General features: G+C 32.5%; 13 protein-coding genes and 1 other annotated feature. Of the genes, 11 read left to right on the forward strand and 2 right to left on the reverse strand.

What is annotated here, in order from left to right; all coding sequences use genetic code 11:
• The first annotated feature begins 288 nt into the window (after nt 1-288).
• The gene (gene dnaA / locus ACL_RS00010) at nt 289-1,647 is read left to right on the forward strand and encodes a chromosomal replication initiator protein DnaA (RefSeq protein WP_012241976.1); all 1,359 of its coding nucleotides are present in this window, start codon (nt 289-291) and stop codon (nt 1,645-1,647) included.
• A gap of 362 nt (nt 1,648-2,009) precedes the next feature.
• On the opposite strand, the gene ACL_RS00015 is transcribed toward dnaA, so the two are convergent.
• Nucleotides 2,010-3,218, reverse strand: a complete 1,209-nt coding sequence (locus ACL_RS00015; RefSeq protein ID WP_012241977.1) for an IS4-like element ISVsa5 family transposase — start codon at nt 3,216-3,218, stop codon at nt 2,010-2,012.
• Between the two features lie 72 nt (nt 3,219-3,290).
• On the opposite strand from ACL_RS00015, the gene dnaN reads away from it, so the two are divergent.
• The 9 genes from dnaN (at nt 3,291) to ACL_RS00060 (ending at nt 16,622) form a co-directional block, all read left to right on the forward strand.
• The gene (dnaN, locus tag ACL_RS00020; protein WP_049751929.1) at nt 3,291-4,247 is read left to right on the forward strand and encodes a DNA polymerase III subunit beta; all 957 of its coding nucleotides are present in this window, start codon (nt 3,291-3,293) and stop codon (nt 4,245-4,247) included.
• Between the two features lie 239 nt (nt 4,248-4,486).
• A complete protein-coding gene (locus tag ACL_RS00025; RefSeq protein ID WP_041633700.1) occupies nt 4,487-4,693 on the forward strand; it encodes an RNA-binding S4 domain-containing protein in 207 nt (68 codons plus the stop codon).
• Complete coding sequence (recF, locus tag ACL_RS00030; RefSeq protein WP_012241979.1) at nt 4,690-5,739, forward strand: DNA replication/repair protein RecF; 1,050 nt, start codon at nt 4,690-4,692, stop codon at nt 5,737-5,739. Before ACL_RS00025 ends, recF begins: the two co-directional genes overlap by 4 nt.
• Nucleotides 5,729-7,636, forward strand: coding sequence for a DNA topoisomerase (ATP-hydrolyzing) subunit B (gyrB, locus tag ACL_RS00035; RefSeq protein ID WP_012241980.1), 1,908 nt, complete (start codon nt 5,729-5,731; stop codon nt 7,634-7,636). The genes recF and gyrB overlap by 11 nt, the downstream gene beginning before the upstream one ends.
• Before the next feature lie 18 nt (nt 7,637-7,654).
• Nucleotides 7,655-10,258, forward strand: a complete 2,604-nt coding sequence (gene gyrA / locus ACL_RS00040) for a DNA gyrase subunit A (RefSeq protein WP_012241981.1) — start codon at nt 7,655-7,657, stop codon at nt 10,256-10,258.
• A 347-nt stretch (nt 10,259-10,605) separates the two neighbouring features.
• The gene (locus ACL_RS00045) at nt 10,606-12,924 is read left to right on the forward strand and encodes an ABC transporter ATP-binding protein/permease (RefSeq protein ID WP_012241982.1); all 2,319 of its coding nucleotides are present in this window, start codon (nt 10,606-10,608) and stop codon (nt 12,922-12,924) included.
• 16 nt (nt 12,925-12,940) lie between these two features.
• Nucleotides 12,941-13,142, forward strand: a binding site (T-box leader).
• Between the two features lie 44 nt (nt 13,143-13,186).
• Nucleotides 13,187-14,458, forward strand: a complete 1,272-nt coding sequence (gene serS, locus ACL_RS00050; protein WP_012241983.1) for a serine--tRNA ligase — start codon at nt 13,187-13,189, stop codon at nt 14,456-14,458.
• Between the two features lie 200 nt (nt 14,459-14,658).
• Nucleotides 14,659-15,309, forward strand: coding sequence for a response regulator transcription factor (locus ACL_RS00055; RefSeq protein WP_012241984.1), 651 nt, complete (start codon nt 14,659-14,661; stop codon nt 15,307-15,309).
• Nucleotides 15,306-16,622 carry a HAMP domain-containing sensor histidine kinase gene (locus ACL_RS00060; RefSeq protein WP_012241985.1) on the forward strand — a complete coding sequence of 439 codons (1,317 nt, stop codon included), beginning with the start codon at nt 15,306-15,308 and terminating at the stop codon, nt 16,620-16,622. Before ACL_RS00055 ends, ACL_RS00060 begins: the two co-directional genes overlap by 4 nt.
• Here ACL_RS00060 and ACL_RS00065 read toward each other — a convergent pair.
• On the reverse strand, nt 16,603-17,019 hold the full coding sequence (locus tag ACL_RS00065; protein ID WP_012241986.1) for an HIT family protein: 417 nt from the start codon (nt 17,017-17,019) through the stop codon (nt 16,603-16,605). The genes ACL_RS00060 and ACL_RS00065 overlap by 20 nt on opposite strands.
• Nucleotides 17,020-17,123: 104 nt before the next feature.
• Here ACL_RS00065 and ACL_RS00070 point away from each other — a divergent pair, with 104 nt between their 5' ends.
• Complete coding sequence (locus ACL_RS00070; protein ID WP_012241987.1) at nt 17,124-17,714, forward strand: phosphate propanoyltransferase; 591 nt, start codon at nt 17,124-17,126, stop codon at nt 17,712-17,714.
• Nucleotides 17,715-17,756: the final 42 nt, after the last annotated feature.

Here is a 17,756-nt window from a genome sequence, read left to right on the forward strand (position 1 = left end):
TATTTGATTTTTTGCTTAATTTTTATGTAATTACTTCCCCACAATTTTTGCCCACATATTGTGGATAAATTTTCCACATTTTATTCACAATGTTGATAAGTTGTGTAAGTCGACTTGTTGGCTTTATAAAGCAAATGACACACTGAAAGTTATCCACAAACAAATTTTTCAAAAGTGTTTAAATCAAAAAGTTATCCACAAATAATGTGGAAAACTTTTTAATAAATTTGTCGTTTCTTATGCTATCATAGTTTTACATAAATTATTAACTACTATAGGGAGGCAGTCATGAGTCCAAACAGCACATTATGGCAGACAATATTACAGGATTTAGAAAAACTATACAACGAGGAGACTTACAACGAGCTATTTCTACCAGTGACTTCTACTTTTAAAGATCAAAACGGATTACTTACAATGGTTGTAGCTAATGAGTTCTTAAAGAATCGTATCAATAAACTATACATTGCAAAAATTAACGAACTTGCTACAAAATATTCAAGTACTCCAGTTAGATTGAAATTCGTATCACAAGAAGAAGTTATTGAAGAACCAGTAGCTGATCGTAAATTAACCATTGATTATCGTCAAGGGAACTTAAACTCTACCTATACCTTTGACTCTTTTGTTGTTGGAAAATCTAACATGTTTGCTTTTCGTATGGCGATGAAGGTTGCTGATCAACCTGGAGCAGTAGCAAACCCTTTCTACATATTTGGTGATGTAGGTTTAGGTAAAACCCATCTTATGCAAGCAATAGGTAACTATATATTAGATAATGATGTCGAAAAACGTATCTTATATGTTAAAGCTGATAACTTTATTGAAGACTTTGTATCTTTATTATCAAGAAACAAAAATAAGACTGAAGAATTCAATGCTAAATATAAAGATATTGACGTTATATTAGTAGACGACATCCAAATTATGGCAAATGCTAGTAAAACTCAAATGGAATTCTTTAAGCTCTTTGACTACCTATATTTAAATAATAAACAAATCGTTATAACATCTGATAAACCAGCTTCACAATTAACAAATATCATGCCACGTTTAACGACACGTTTTGAAGCTGGTCTCTCTGTAGACATACAAATACCTGAATTAGAACATAGAATAAGTATTTTAAAGAGAAAAACAGCTACATTAGATGCCAACTTAGAGGTAAGTGAGGATATTTTAACCTTTATAGCATCTCAATTTGCAGCAAACATTAGAGAAATGGAAGGTGCACTCATTCGTTTAATTAGTTATGCACAGACCTTTAATCTAGAAATTACAATGAATGTTGTTGAAGAAGCACTTGGTGCTGTATTAAAAACTAAGAAGAAAACAAATGATTTAAACGAAAATAACTACGATAAGATCCAAAGTATTGTAGCAGATTACTTCCAAGTTTCATTACCAGACTTAATTGGTAAGAAAAGACATGCTAAATTCACATTACCTAGACATATAGCGATGTATCTTATTAAACTTAAATACAATATTCCTTATAAAACAATTGGATCTTTATTTAATGATAGAGACCACTCCACAGTATTATCTGCTTGTGAAAAAGTAGAACGCGATATGAGGATGGATTCGAACTTAAAGTTTGCTGTTGACTCGATTGTCAAAAAAATAGATTCACCATTATTAAAGTGATAAATGTTTATAAAAATGATTAAATGTGGTAAAATAAATGGTAGATGAAGCGATTATTGCTAGTTTCCCACTTTCCCACAGACACTAACAATAACAAAGAAGAAATAATAATTAATAAAAGGGGTAAAATATGAATTTTACAATTGAAAGAGATATCTTACTAAACCATCTAATGCCATGTACAAAAAGGATTACCAAATAAAACACCTCTACCTATTTTATATGCTATTAAATTTGAAGTGTTTTCAGATTATATCCAATTAACAGCTTCTAACTCTGATATAGCCATTCAAGTATTAATTGATGATCCATCATTAGTTGTTCATAAGACAGGAAAGATTGCTTTACCCTGAGAGATCCCCTCATAATTTCCCCAAAGCGTAACCATGTGTGAATAAATTTTGAGCTAGTAGGGTTGCAGCCACGAGTAAGTCTTCCCTTGTTATTGTGTAGCCAGAATGCCGCAAAACTTCCATGCCTAAGCGAACTGTTGAGAGTACGTTTCGATTTCTGACTGTGTTAGCCTGGAAGTGCTTGTCCCAACCTTGTTTCTGAGCATGAACGCCCGCAAGCCAACATGTTAGTTGAAGCATCAGGGCGATTAGCAGCATGATATCAAAACGCTCTGAGCTGCTCGTTCGGCTATGGCGTAGGCCTAGTCCGTAGGCAGGACTTTTCAAGTCTCGGAAGGTTTCTTCAATCTGCATTCGCTTCGAATAGATATTAACAAGTTGTTTGGGTGTTCGAATTTCAACAGGTAAGTTAGTTGCTAGAACCCATGGCTCCTTTGCCGACGCTGAGTAGATTTTAGGTGACGGGTGGTGACAATGAGTCCGTGTCGAGCGCTGATTTTTTCGGCCTTTAGAGCGAGATTTATACAATAGAATTTGGCATGAGATTGGATTGCTTTTAGTCAGCCTCTTATAGCCTAAAGTCTTTGAGTGACTAGATGACATATCATGTAAGTTGCTGATAGGTTTCCAGTTTTCCTCTCCTAGGTCTGCATATTGTACTTTTCCTCTTACTCGACTTAACCAGTACCAACCCAGCTTCTCAACGGATTTATACCATGGCACTTTAAAGCCAGCATCACTGACAATGAGCGGTGTGGTGTTACTCGGTAGAATGCTCGCAAGGTCGGCTAGAAATTGGTCATGAGCTTTCTTTGAACATTGCTCTGAAAGCGGGAACGCTTTCTCATAAAGAGTAACAGAACGACCGTGTAGTGCGACTGAAGCTCGCAATACCATAAGTCGTTTTTGCTCACGAATATCAGACCAGTCAACAAGTACAATGGGCATCGTATTGCCCGAACAGATAAAGCTAGCATGCCAACGGTATACAGCGAGTCGCTCTTTGTGGAGGTGACGATTACCTAACAATCGGTCGATTCGTTTGATGTTATGTTTTGTTCTCGCTTTGGTTGGCAGGTTACGGCCAAGTTCGGTAAGAGTGAGAGTTTTACAGTCAAGTAATGCGTGGCAAGCCAACGTTAAGCTGTTGAGTCGTTTTAAGTGTAATTCGGGGCAGAATTGGTAAAGAGAGTCGTGTAAAATATCGAGTTCGCACATCTTGTTGTCTGATTATTGATTTTTCGCGAAACCATTTGATCATATGACAAGATGTGTATCCACCTTAACTTAATGATTTTTACCAAAATCATTAGGGGATTCATCAGTGCTTTACCTGGCCGTTATTTTATTGATATTATTAGAAAAGTAGCTGCTAAGCGTATTGAGGTTGCTCTACAAGAAGAAAGACTATTAGTTATTAAAGCAGATCGTTCAGAATTTAAATTAAAACTTATGGATATCGATGATTATCCAGATGTTGATTTTTTAGACTTAGCAGAACCAGTGATTCTATCATCTGATATGGTGAAAGAAATTATTAAAGAAACTAATTTCGCTACAGCTGATAACGAAAAACGCCCAATTCTTACTGGGGTAAACTTTAAATATCAAGATAACCACTTATTTGCAGTTGCAACAGACTCTTACCGTTTATCTCAAAAAAATTTAAAACTAAGAACACATTCTAAAACATTTAATATTGTTATTCCAAATAAATCATTAGATGATCTATCAAAAATATTAGATCATGTGAATGAAGAAATTGAAGTATTTATTAATCCAAATAAAATATTATTTAAAATGAATAAAATTTGGTTTCAAACTAGATTATTAGAAGGTACATACCCGGATACAGCAAAAATCATACCTGTTAATTTTCCTACTGTCATTACATTTAATAAAGAAGAATTATTAAATGCAGTGGACCGTGTCTCTTTATTATCTCCAAGAGATAGAGAATCAAACTACAACATTATTAAATTAACATTAAGACCTGATCAAGTTGTTGAGATATCTTCAACAAACACTGAAGTTGGGGATGCAAAAGAAGAAATTATTCCATCAGAAGATGTAGTGGGAGAATTAATTTCAATCGCATTTAGTTCTAAATACTTAAATGAAGCACTTAAAGCATTTAATTCAACTGAAGTTACACTTAACTTTGCAGGTGAAATTAAACCGTTTGTAGTAAAAGGAAATCAAGATCCTGATCTCTTACATTTAATCTTACCAGTACGTATTGACTAATAAATATAGATAAAAATAGATGTCTTAAGAACCTATAAAACAGGTCTTAAGACATTTTTTATAAAAATTAAAAAAACAGGATTAAAAAGAACATAAAAATCTAAATACTTCAAAAACAGCCGAAATCACCATTTTTTATATATAGGCCATAGTAAACATTAATATAGACAAAAAGCGTTAAAAAGTGCGCTTTTTTACTTATATTATGTTATAATATAATAGGTAGGTGAATGAAGCGTATGAATCATTTTGAGTTAGAAGGCGAGTTTATAACCATCGCACAATTATTAAAAGCTTTAGACTACATCGGTTCCGGAGGGGAAACGAAGTATTTTTTATATGAGCATAAAGTATTACTAAATGATGCAGAAGTTTACGAGAAGAAAAAGAAGATTAAAAAAGGTGATGTCGTTACAATTAACGGCAACAAGATTTTAATTAAATGATTACTTCAATTGAATTAAGAAACTTTAGAAATTTAGAAAATTATAAAGTTTTAATCAATAAACCACTTGTGATTATTCAAGGCTTAAACGGAGTTGGAAAGACTTCCATTCTAGAATCGATTTATTTTGCTGCAACAACAAAGTCACATCGATCAAGCGTTGAAAAGGATATGATTCAATATGATAAACCCTATGCCTCAGTAAAACTTATAGAGGATTCAAAACTACATGAGATTGTACTTACACCAAATGGTAAAAGAACAACCATCAATAAATCAGAAGTTAGAAAAATTTCTGACTATATAGGTCAATTAAGAGTTGTAATGTTTGCTCCTGAAGACTTAATGCTTATCAAGGGAAGTCCTTCCGAGCGACGTTACTTTTTAGATATGGAACTCATGCAAGTTTCTAAAACCTATTTAAGAAATTTAAATAGTTATAAAAAGATCTTAAAACAAAGAAATGCTTTACTTAAGAAAAACAGAAATTTAACAGATTATACATTCTTAAATATTTTAGGTGAACAACTCTATGATGTAGGTATTCAAATTTTTGATGAAAGACAAAAGTTTATTGAAGCACTTAATCAAAAATTTAAAACAATACAAACAAAGTATAAGGACTTTGAAGTTGAGATGCTATATGAACCTAACGTCACTAAAGAAAATTTCCTTAAACATCTTAAAACAAAACAAAAACAAGATATTATGTATGAGACAACAACTGCCGGTATACATAAAGACGACTTTAAACTACTTTATAAGGGTTTGAATGCAAAAGACAGTGCATCACAGGGAACAAGTAGATTAATTGTCATAGAACTCAAATTAGCCTTGTTAGAATGGATTAAAGAAGTAACTAAGACAGATGCAATCTTACTATTAGATGATGTATTATCTGAATTAGATTTAGAACGTCAAAACTTGTTTATGAGTCAACTATCTAAAAATCATCAAGTATTTATTACAACAGCACTACCTATAAATGGACACATAGATTTTCAAAAAATAGTATTACAAGAAGGAGAAACAATCAATGCCAAATAATAATAACAGTCATTATACTGCAGATAATATTCAAATATTGGAAGGATTAGAAGCAGTTAAAAAAAGACCAGGTATGTATATCGGATCCACAGGTGAACGTGGACTTCACCACTTAGTTTGGGAAATCGTTGATAACTCAATTGACGAGGCTTTAGGCGGATATGCAGATGAAATCACCATAGAGATTTTAAAAGGTGAAGTGATACGCGTTACTGATAATGGTCGTGGTATTCCAGTAGATATCCACCCTAAGACAAAAAGACCAGCTGTTGAAACGATTTTAACAACGCTTCATGCAGGTGGTAAGTTTGATAAAGGTTCTTATAAAGTTTCTGGTGGTCTACACGGTGTAGGGGCATCTGTAGTCAACGGTTTATCTGAATGGTTTGTTGTAGAAATTCATAAAGATGGAACGATTTATGAACAAAAATATGAACGTGGTATTCCAGCATATGACCTTAAAGTAAAAGGAAGTACAGATAAATCAGGAACGATTATTTCATTCCAAGCGGATCCACTTATTTTTACTGAAACAGTTATTTATAACTATGAAACATTAAGAACAAGAATCCAACAATTAGCATTCTTAAATAAAGGACTTAAACTGAATTTAATCGATGATCGTTTTGAAGAAAACAAGTCTGAATCATTCCACTACGAAGGTGGTATTACAGAATATGTTAAGTTCTTAAATCAGTCTAAATCAAAGATTCATAATGACATTATTTATATCGATAAAGAACAAGATGGCATCACGGTAGAACTTGCTATGCAGTTTGTAGATAGCTATTCTCCAAACCTACATTCATTTACAAATAACATCTCAACTACTGAAGGTGGAATGCACGAAGATGGCTTCAAGATGGCATTAACGCGTGTTATATCTAAGTATGCAGATGATTTAAAAATGAAAAAAGATGACAGTATTTCAGGTGAGGATACTAGAGAAGGTTTAACTGCAATTATTTCAGTTAAACACCCTGAACCTCAATTTGAAGGACAAACAAAAACTAAATTAGGTAACCCTGAAGTTCGTGCAATTACATCCCAAATTACTAGTGAAGCCATAGAACGTTTTTTAATGGAAAATCCAGCTCAAGCAAAAGCGATTGTTGAAAAAGTTTTACTTGCAACACGCGCACGTGTTGCTGCAAGAAAAGCAAAAGATTTAACAAGAAGAAAATCACCACTTGATGCTTTAGGATTTGCAAGTAAACTAGCGGATTGCCGCAGTAAAGATCCTGAAAAATCAGAAATCTATATTGTGGAAGGGGACTCTGCGGGTGGTTCTGCAAAACAAGGTAGAGACTCAGAATTCCAAGCAATTATGCCATTACGTGGTAAGGTCTTAAACGTAGAAAAAGCACGTCTAGATAAAATGCTTTCTAATAAAGAAATTGTGAACTTAATCCAAGCTATGGGTACAGGTATCTCTGATGAGTTTGATATTACCAAAGCACGTTATCATAAAATTGTTATTATGACCGATGCTGACGTCGACGGTGCACATATTAGAACCCTACTATTAACATTCTTATTTAGACATATGAGACCATTAATTGATGCTGGTTATGTATATGCAGCTCAACCACCACTATATAAAATTTCTTGGGGCAGAAATTTTCAATATGCTTATAATGAACAAGAATTAAATGAACTACTAAAAACAATAGAAACAAAACCATCTATTCAACGTTATAAAGGTTTAGGAGAAATGGATGCTGAGCAATTATGGGATACTACAATGGATCCTGCAAAGCGTACTTTACTTCAAATTAAATTAGAAGATGCTATCGAAGCCGATCAAGTGTTTTCTATGTTAATGGGTGAAGAAGTTGAACCAAGAAAAGAATTTATTCAAAATAATGCACAATATGCAACAGATATTGACGCATAGGAAAGGATGTAAATAATAATGAGTGAAAATACAGATAAACTACATGATAAGATTAAAGAAGTAAACATTACTTCAGAGATGAAAACATCCTTCTTAAACTATGCGATGAGTGTTATTGTATCTCGTGCACTTCCAAATGCTAAAGACGGATTAAAACCAGTTCAAAGACGTATTCTTTACGGTATGCATGAAAATAACATGTATGCAAATACGGCACATAAAAAATCAGCGAGAATCGTTGGGGATGTTATGGGGAAATATCACCCTCATGGTGACTCTTCAATTTATGATGCCATGGTGCGTATGGCACAACCATTTAGTTATAGAAAACCATTAGTTGACGGTCATGGTAACTTTGGTTCTGTTGACGGTGATGGTGCTGCTGCGATGCGTTATACCGAAGCTAGACTATCTAAGATAGCTGGTGAAATGGTTAGAGATATCGACAAAAACACAGTAAATTTTGTAGATAACTATGATGGTTCAGAACGTGAACCACAAGTACTACCATCAAGATATCCAAACTTACTAGTAAACGGTTCAACCGGTATTGCTGTTGGTATGGCTACAAATATTCCACCACATAATTTAGGTGAAGTGATTGATGCAATCTTTGCATATTTAGATAATCCTGATATTACAGTACTTGAATTAATGCAATACATTAAGGGACCAGACTTCCCAACAGGTGGTCAAATTCTTGGTATTACAGGTCTTCGTCAAGCATATGAAACAGGTAAAGGTATTATTGCTGTTCGTGCACAACATGAAATTGTTGAAACTAAAAATAGAACAGAATTAATCATTACTGAAATACCTTACCAAGTAAATAAAACAACATTAATTGAAAGAATCGCTGAAGTTGTTAAAAATAAGATCATCGAAGGTATTTCAGACTTAAGAGATGAATCCAATAGAAAAGGTATGCGTATCGTTATTGAACTTAGAAAAGATACTAATCCATCTGTTACCTTAAATAACTTATATAAACATACTCAACTTCAAACATCCTTTGGTATTAATATGATTGCTTTAGTCGATGGACAACCAAGACTACTTAGTTTAAAAGATGCATTAACACATTATATTGCACACCAAATTGAAATTATTACACGTCGTACACAATTTGATTTAGAAAAAGCTGAAGCTAGAATGCATATATTAGAAGCACTTGTTAAAGCTTTAAATGATGTAGATAATGTCATTAAAATCATCAAAGATGCAAAAAATCCTGAAGATGCTAGAAATAATTTAATAGCAACTTATGATTTCACAGAAATTCAAGCTCGTTCTATTTTAACGATGCAACTTCAAAGATTAACAGGTCTTGAAATCGATAAAATTCATGAAGAAGCAGATAATTTAGCACATAAAATTACTGAATACAAACAAATTTTAGGTGATGAAGATCTAAAAATCGAAATCATAAAGTCTGAACTTCAAGAAATTAAAGATAAATATGATGATCCTCGTATGTCAGAAGTGAATTTATATGAAGATCTTGATATTGATAATGAAGATTTAATCCCTGTTGAAGATATCGTTGTAACTGTAACAAATAATGGTTACATCAAACGTATGAATTTAGATGAGTATAAATTACAAAACAGAGGTGGCGTCGGCATGAGTGGTGTTAAACTACATGACGATGACTTTGTTGAGCATATTGCGATGACATCAACACATGACTTCCACTTATTCTTTACCAACCTAGGTCGAGTATTTAAACTTAAAGGGTATACCTTACCATCTGGATCACGTCAATCTAAAGGGGTACCAATTGTAAACTACCTAAACTTCCAACCAGGAGAAAAATTAGCAAGCTTTACAACCATTAAAGACTTTGATGCTGAAGATCACTATCTATTCTTTGTTACAAAGAGGGGTATCGTAAAACGTACACATATTAATAACTACAAGAATATTAGACAAAACGGTATTATAGCAATCAGTTTAAGGGAAGATGATGAACTCTTAGTGACGAAATCAACCAATGGTCATAAACATATCTTACTAGGTGCATCAAACGGTAAAGCTATCCACTTCCTTGAAACAGATATTAGAGAAATTGGACGTACAGCAACCGGTGTCCGTGGTATGGACATACCAGATGATGAAGAAATTGTTGGATTTGCAGTTGTAGACGGTATTGAAGACGATATCTTAGTCATTACCGAAAACGGCTATGGAAAGCGTACATCGATTACTGAATATAGACTTCAAAACAGAGGCGGTAAAGGTGTTAAGACATTAAATGTAACAGATAAAAACGGTAAGTTAAAAACTTTACGTAAAGTTACAAACGATGAAGACATCATTGTAGTAAGTGATAGAGGTATTACAATACGTATGCCAATTGATCAAATCTCACAAACAAAACGTGCAACTCAAGGTGTAAGAATTATTACATTAAAAGGTGATCAAAAAGTATCAACAATCGCGATTGTAGATCATCAGGAACCTGAAGAAGAAGTTGTATCTAATGAAGCTGTAGTAACTCAAGAACAAATGGCTCTAAGCAATCAAAAAAAGGTCTTAGAAGTTGTTGAACTTGAAGCACTAGAAGAATCAGTAGATGAAGAAGATACAAAAAACGCCAAACAAACTAAATTAGATTTATAATCATATAAAACAAAAACCACAGACCAATATAATTACTTTATTTGGTCTGTGGTTTTTTTATATATTAAGGATGATAGTTAATTCTTAGTATTATTCTTTATTAGGAATTAAGTAGAACAACCGAAAAAAAGGCATATTTCGGCAACCTATCACAAAAAAGGGACTGTAAAGAAATGAAGAATTAATATTCTTCAGGGATTTTATAGCTCCTTTTTACATAATGTAAAATCTTTCACATATATATGTAATTCACAAATTTAATAGTCTAAAAATGATAAAATGTAAATAGTTTATATTGTATACATTCATTTATCTTAATGTTGTATACCGGGAAGGTAAGTATAAATATGTTAGAAGTTAGAAAATTAACTAAGTACTATGAAATAGGTGAACAAAGATTTGATGCTGTTAAGGGTATCAATTTAACCTTTAGACAAGATGAATTTGTCTCTATTTTGGGTGAATCAGGTTCAGGAAAAACAACCTTATTAAATTTAATTGGTGGTTTAGACAGATATAATAGTGGAGATATTATCATTGATAATGTATCTACTAAAAATTATAAAGATAAAGACTGGGATGCATACAGAAACCATAGAGTTGGTTTTGTATTCCAAAACTATAATTTAATTGCGCATTTAGATGTGTTATCTAATGTTGAGTTAGCTCAAACATTATCTGGTGTTTCAAGAGAAGTTAGAAGAAAAAGAGCACTTGATGTTTTAACTAGAGTTGGATTAAAAGATCATGTCAATAAGAAGCCTAATCAATTATCTGGTGGTCAACAACAGCGTGTTTCTATCGCAAGAGCACTTGTTAATAACCCAACAATTATTCTAGCGGATGAACCAACTGGTGCATTAGATAGTGAAACATCTGAAGACATTATGAATCTACTAAAAGAAATATCTAAAGATAAACTCATCATAATGGTAACCCATAATGCTGATTTAGCAAAGAGATTTTCAAATAGAATTGTAAGATTAAAAGATGGTGAAGTCATAGGGGACACCAATCCATATGATAAGAAAGATAATAAAGCATTAAAAAACGAAACAAGTAAGTCAAGTATGAGTTACTTTACTGCATTAAGACTATCCTTTAAAAATATGCTGACTAAAAAGACAAGAACACTTATTACAGCACTTGCAGGATCTATCGGTATTATTGGGGTAGCACTTGTAATGTCCTTACAATATGGATTTACAGAGTACTTAAATGATATGGAGCGCGGTACATTTGCTGGACTACCACTTGAGGTGAGTCGTTCTTATACCGACTTTAGTGCAATTATTAACGCTAACCGTGACCGTGTGGAACCAGAACCGGTTGAAGGCGGCATCATTGGTTATGAACCAGAAATTAGTTTTGCTTTTGCAACTAATGATATTACACAAGATTATATTGATTACATAGAAAATAGCGAGTTAAGTGCACATGGTACAATTGTTTATCAATATGACTATAAGACACAATACTACTATTTAGATGGCAATAAGCTTAATGCGAATCCAACATCAAATCCCCAACCTCCATTTTCATTTGTAGGTACGGATTATATTAATCAAAGTGCCTTCTCATATGATTTTGTTACGGAATATTTTGATATTGTATCAGGTAGTTATTATAACCCTTTAAAGTATGAGGCGGTTATTGTTGTAGATGAAGGACATAGATTACCTAATAACATCATGACTTTCTTAGGGTTAAGTCAAAATACAATTATTCCTTTTGAAAATTTAGTTGGTCAAACATTTAAAATATTTACAAATAATGCAATGTATAAAGAAAATGACGGTATCTTCACAGCGAAAAATACAAATGTAGATACAGCAGACTTGTTATCATTATATAATGATGAATCTAACCAAAACGTCATCACTGTTACAATTTCAGGTATTATTAAGGTGAATACAGATTTTGTCTCAGTAGGTGAAGGGATTTATTATACACCTAAAGTTGCCGAAAGAATTATTGAACTCAATACCCAATCAGATGTTGTAGTTGCACAACGTGCAAGTGAAACATCTGTTGTCAACGGTGTAACCATCAGCTTAAATAATACCAAAGAAGATGTGTTGTATACCTTGGGTGGTTATGATATTCCAAGCGGTATCTTGGTTTATCCAAATAGTTTTGATGATAAAGAGGCAATTTTAAATATATTAGATGCTTATAACATTGGTAAAGATGAAGAGGCTCAAGTAAATTATGTGGACACTGTTGCATCCGCTGTAGGTATGATTAAAACAGTGATGGATTCAATTAGTGCTGTACTAATCGCGTTTGCTGCAATATCACTTTTTGTATCAAGTGTGATGATTGGTATTATTACTTATACCTCAGTGTTAGAACGAACTAAAGAAATTGGTGTTCTTCGTTCTATTGGAGCTAGAAAAAAAGATATTTCACGTGTATTTAATGCAGAAGCTATATTAATAGGTTTATTTGCAGGTTCTTTAGGAGTTATTATTACATATTTACTTGTACCTATTGTCAATATTTTCTTAGCTGAACCAACAGGAAATGATCAAATTGCTCAGCTATTCTACCTACATGCACTATTGCTTATTGGAATTTCTGTGTTACTTACATTTGTTGCAGGATTAATACCAGCAAAAATTGCATCCAACAAAGATCCCGTAGCCGCTTTACGTAGTGAGTAAAATAGAGTATAATATATATAATACGATGAAAGAGCTAATTTTAACGTTTATGTGGTAGAGAGTCTGTGGTAGGTGAAAACAGATCATATAGTTAGAAGTTCCACTCTGGAGTGATGCTAAAAACATCCGAGTTATTCACGTTAAGAATGTATGAGCGCTATTGTTTATATACAATAGAATTAAGGTGGCACCGCGATAATCAATGGATCGTCCTTAGACTATTTTTAGTCTAAGGACGTTTATTTTATAAGGAGAAGGAAAAATGTTAGATTTAAAATATATAACTGAAAATATAGATGAAGTCATCTTGAAGTTAAATACTAGAGGTGGTGATTTTAGCCACTTAAGACAATTAATAGATTTACAAGAAGAGCGTAAATCTGTAATTAAAGAAGTTGAAGACTTAAAAGCAAAAAGAAACGAATACTCCAAAGAAATTGGGGAACTTAAAAGACAAAAACAAGATGCTTCTCACGTGTTATTAAAAGTAGAGTCCATTAAAAGTGACATACCAGCACTTGAGTTAAAACTTGGTGAGATTGATGAAAAAATTAATAAAGAACTCATCGTTTTACCAAATATTCCTGCTGACGATGTACCGGTTGGTAAAGATGAATCTGCAAATATTGAAATTAAAAAATGGGGTACTATTAGACATTTTGATTTTGAAGTAAAAGATCATACTCAATTAGGTGAAGCACTAAATATATTAGACTTTGAACGTGCAACTAAAATCACTGGTCCACGTTTTGTAGTAGATAAAGGGCTAGGTGCTAGACTGGAAAGAGCGCTTATAAACTTTATGATAGATACACATGCGTATACACATGGTTATACCGAAATCATTCCACCGTTTATTGTAAATGATAAATCTATGTATGCAACAGGACAATTTCCTAAGTTTAAAGAAGATGCTTTTAAATTAGAAGGATTTGATTGGTATTTAAATCCAACAGCAGAAGTACCAACTATTAACCTATTTAGAGATGAAATCATTGATAATGATGCATTACCAATTCAGTATGTAGCTTATACAACAGCATTTAGATCAGAGGCAGGTTCTGCTGGACGAGATACTAAGGGTATTTTAAGACAACATCAATTCAATAAAGTTGAATTAATTAAATTTGCACGACCTGAAGATTCTGAACAAGCTCATCAAGATATGTTAGCAAACTCAGAAAGAATACTACAACTATTAAATATTCCTTATCGAGTAGTTGTCTTATCAACAGGAGACATGGGCTTTGGTATGAGTAAGACATACGATATTGAAGTATGGTTACCAGGTCAAAATATGTACCGTGAAATTGGATCTATTTCAAATGCTAGAGACTTTCAAGCAAGAAGAGCCAACATTCGCTTTAAACGTTCAAAAGATGCTAAAACAGAATATGTGCATACATTAAACGGTTCTGGTTTAGCTGTTGGTAGAACAATGATTGCAGTACTAGAGAACTATCAAAATCAAGATGGATCAATTACAATACCAGAAGTCTTAAAACCATATATGGGTGTAGAAGTTATTAAATAATGTTATTCATTACAATAAATAACATAGTTTTTCATAAAGATTGAGAAATAAAGGTACAGACTATATACTAGAGGTACTTCATTTTTCTCTCTCGAAACGCCACCTTTAAAAAGGTGGCTTTTCCTTTATAAATACTAAGTTTCAAATTATGTGATAAAATTATATTAAGAAATTAATTAATCCAAGGGGGAATACAATTAATGAAAATATATTTTGTTGAAGACGAAGTTAATATTTCAGAAATTATCCGTAAATACTTAACGAGAGAAAATTATGATGTTACAGTTTTCTATGATGGTGAAACAGCCATGGAACACGTTGGTGATCCAGTTGATTTATGGATTTTAGATATTATGTTGACTGGTGAAATTGACGGTTTTGATTTAATTAAGGCAATTTCAAAAGCAAATCCAGAAGCTGCTGTTATATTTACTTCAGCTAGAGATCAAGCTTTAGATAAAATCAAAGGTCTTGAATTAGGATCTGATGATTATATTGCTAAACCATATTCACCTAAAGAATTAATGCTTAGAGTCAAAGCTGTTTTAAAACGTAAGAATTCAAGACCAGGTCATATGACTTATAGTGACTATTCTATTCAATTAGACTCTAGAGAAATTAGACAAGGTGATAAACTAATTGAACTGACTAATAAAGAGTTTGAAATGTTACTTGTATTCTTAAAAAATAAACAAGAACCAATTGAAAGAAAACTTTTATTAGAAACTATATGGGGTAAAAACTATGTGGGTTCTGATAGAGTTGTAGATGACTTACTACGTCGTCTGCGTTCTAAAATGCCACTATTAAGAATAGAAACTATTTACGGATTCGGCTATAGATTATTATGACCAAACTAAAACTTGCCACACAACTCAATATCATATTTTCATTTGTCACGATATTAGGTGGTATGTTTTTTTTGTTTATCGTTAGTTTGAGTTTTACAAGAGCCTATGAAAATCAAAATAGAATTTATTTAGATAGTTATTTTAATGAGATTTTGAGAATATATGAAGAAAATCCTATGGGTTTTTCTTATGAGAGTCTTACAAAATATAATGATTTTTTCATTATTGTAGACGATCAAGTAGTCCACTATTCAAAAAATAACGTATCACTACAAGATTTTAATCAAATATCTAATTTCATGCTAAGGGAACACTTTAAGAGTCAAGAAACATATACCAACAGAACACTTAGATATACCATAGATGGCAACATAGCCTATATGGGACGAGTTAAAAGACCATTGAATGGTACCAAGTATGGTGTATTTGCAGTATCTAACGTGACTGAGTTTGTTGAAGATATGACAGGTAATATCCCGTTTTATACAACACTCGCATTCTTAAATATATTAGTCCTAGGTAACATCATTGTATGGCTATGGAGTACTAGTACAGTAGGAAAATTAAAGGATCTACAATCTAGTGTGAAACAAATGATTGAAGATGATTATCAATCAGAGGTGAAAGTAGATAGTAGTGCAGAAGAGATTGCTTCTCTTGCTGAAACTATTAATAATATGCGTATTGAAATTAAAAATAATGAAGATACTAAAAAAGAAATGATTCAAAACTTAGGTCATGATTTGAAAACGCCGATTGCTGTCATTAGGTCTTATGCAGAAGCGATTCAAGATGGTATTGAAGGTGTGGAATCGACTGATCTTATTATTAAACAATCAGATTTACTCAATAAAAAGGTTAAGCAAATTATTGAGTATAGTAAGATTGGCTATATTGATAACCATAATACTTATGAAAAGACATCATTTAAGACAATTGTTGAACAAGTTGTAAATAACTATAAATATATTACTAATTTAAGGTTTATTATTGATATTGAAACAGATTGGATTCATCTCATGGATCCAGAGGGGGCCCATATTGCAATATCTAACATTGTAGATAATGCAGTGCGCTATGCACAAACAAAAATCGTTATCCAAATAACAGAAAAAAAGCTCACCATCTTTAATGATGGAGAGCATATAGAAGAAAATGTTTTACCAAAGATTTTTAAAGCCTATGAAAAAGGTAGTAAAGGTCAATTTGGTTTAGGTCTAGCCATTGTGAAAGAAACAATGGATAGATTTGGATTAAAGGTTTCTGTTATCAATCACGCTAATGGTGTATTATTTACGATAGAGCTGCAATAATCATTGCTGCTCTATTTTTATAATCATCAGCAGTGATTATTTTTGAAGTATCGTTGAGTTTAATTGTAATCTCTTCTTTATCATATCGTGGGATAATATGTACGTGATAATGAAATACAGTTTGACCTGCAGTGGAACCATTATTATTTAATAGGTTAATCCCTGATGGGTTAAAAGCATGTTGAATCCCTTTAGCTAATTTTTGTACGACACCAAATAAATGTTTTAAAACATCTTCTGGAACCTCTAAAATATTTTCATAAGGCGATTTTGTAACAACTAACGTGTGTCCTTTAGTACTTTGTGTAATATCTAAAAATGCGATGACTAAATCATCTTCATATACGATATGGCTAGGAATCTTTCTTTCCACTATTTTTGTAAATATTGTTTCCATAATTATCATCTCCTTATACATATTATATCAAATATCTTTTCTTGTGGATGTTTCTTATACGTGATATAATTTATATAAAGATATAATTTGGAAGGAAAATAGTTATGAAAAAAATACCTGTAGGCATCTCTGGACGCCACGCTCACGTTACAAAAGAGCATTTAGAAATATTATTTGGAGCTGGTTATGAATTAACCATTTTAAAAGAATTAAGCCAACCTGGCCAATATGCAGCAGAAGAAAAAATTGATGTTGTATCTCCAGACGGTAGAGTATTAGAAGGCGTTCGAATTCTAGGACCAACACGTAAAGGTACTCAAATTGAAATCTCACAAAGTGATGCAATCCGTTATAAATTTGTTGCACCTGTTCGTTCAAGTGGTGATACTGCTGGATCAGGAAAAGCTAAATTAGTAGGACCTAAAGGTGAAGTAGAAATCAATGAAGGTGTTATCATTGCTGATAGACATATCCATTTCTCACCTGAGGATGCAGTAGCTTTTGGTGTCAAAGATAGAGATGTTGTCTCAATTAAAATTGATGGTATTAAAGCGGGTCTATTAGATAACGTATTATGCCGTGTACACGAAAGTTTTAGATTAGATTGCCATTTAGACACTGATGATGGTGCAGCATTTATGCTAAGAAATGGTGACACCGTATCACTTGTTAAAAAATATCAAATTTTAGACTAATAAATAGATAAGTGGCATTTGCCACTTTTCACTTCATAAGAG

This window comes from Acholeplasma laidlawii PG-8A (assembly GCF_000018785.1).
Classification (GTDB): domain Bacteria; phylum Bacillota_I; class Bacilli_A; order Acholeplasmatales; family Acholeplasmataceae; genus Acholeplasma; species Acholeplasma laidlawii.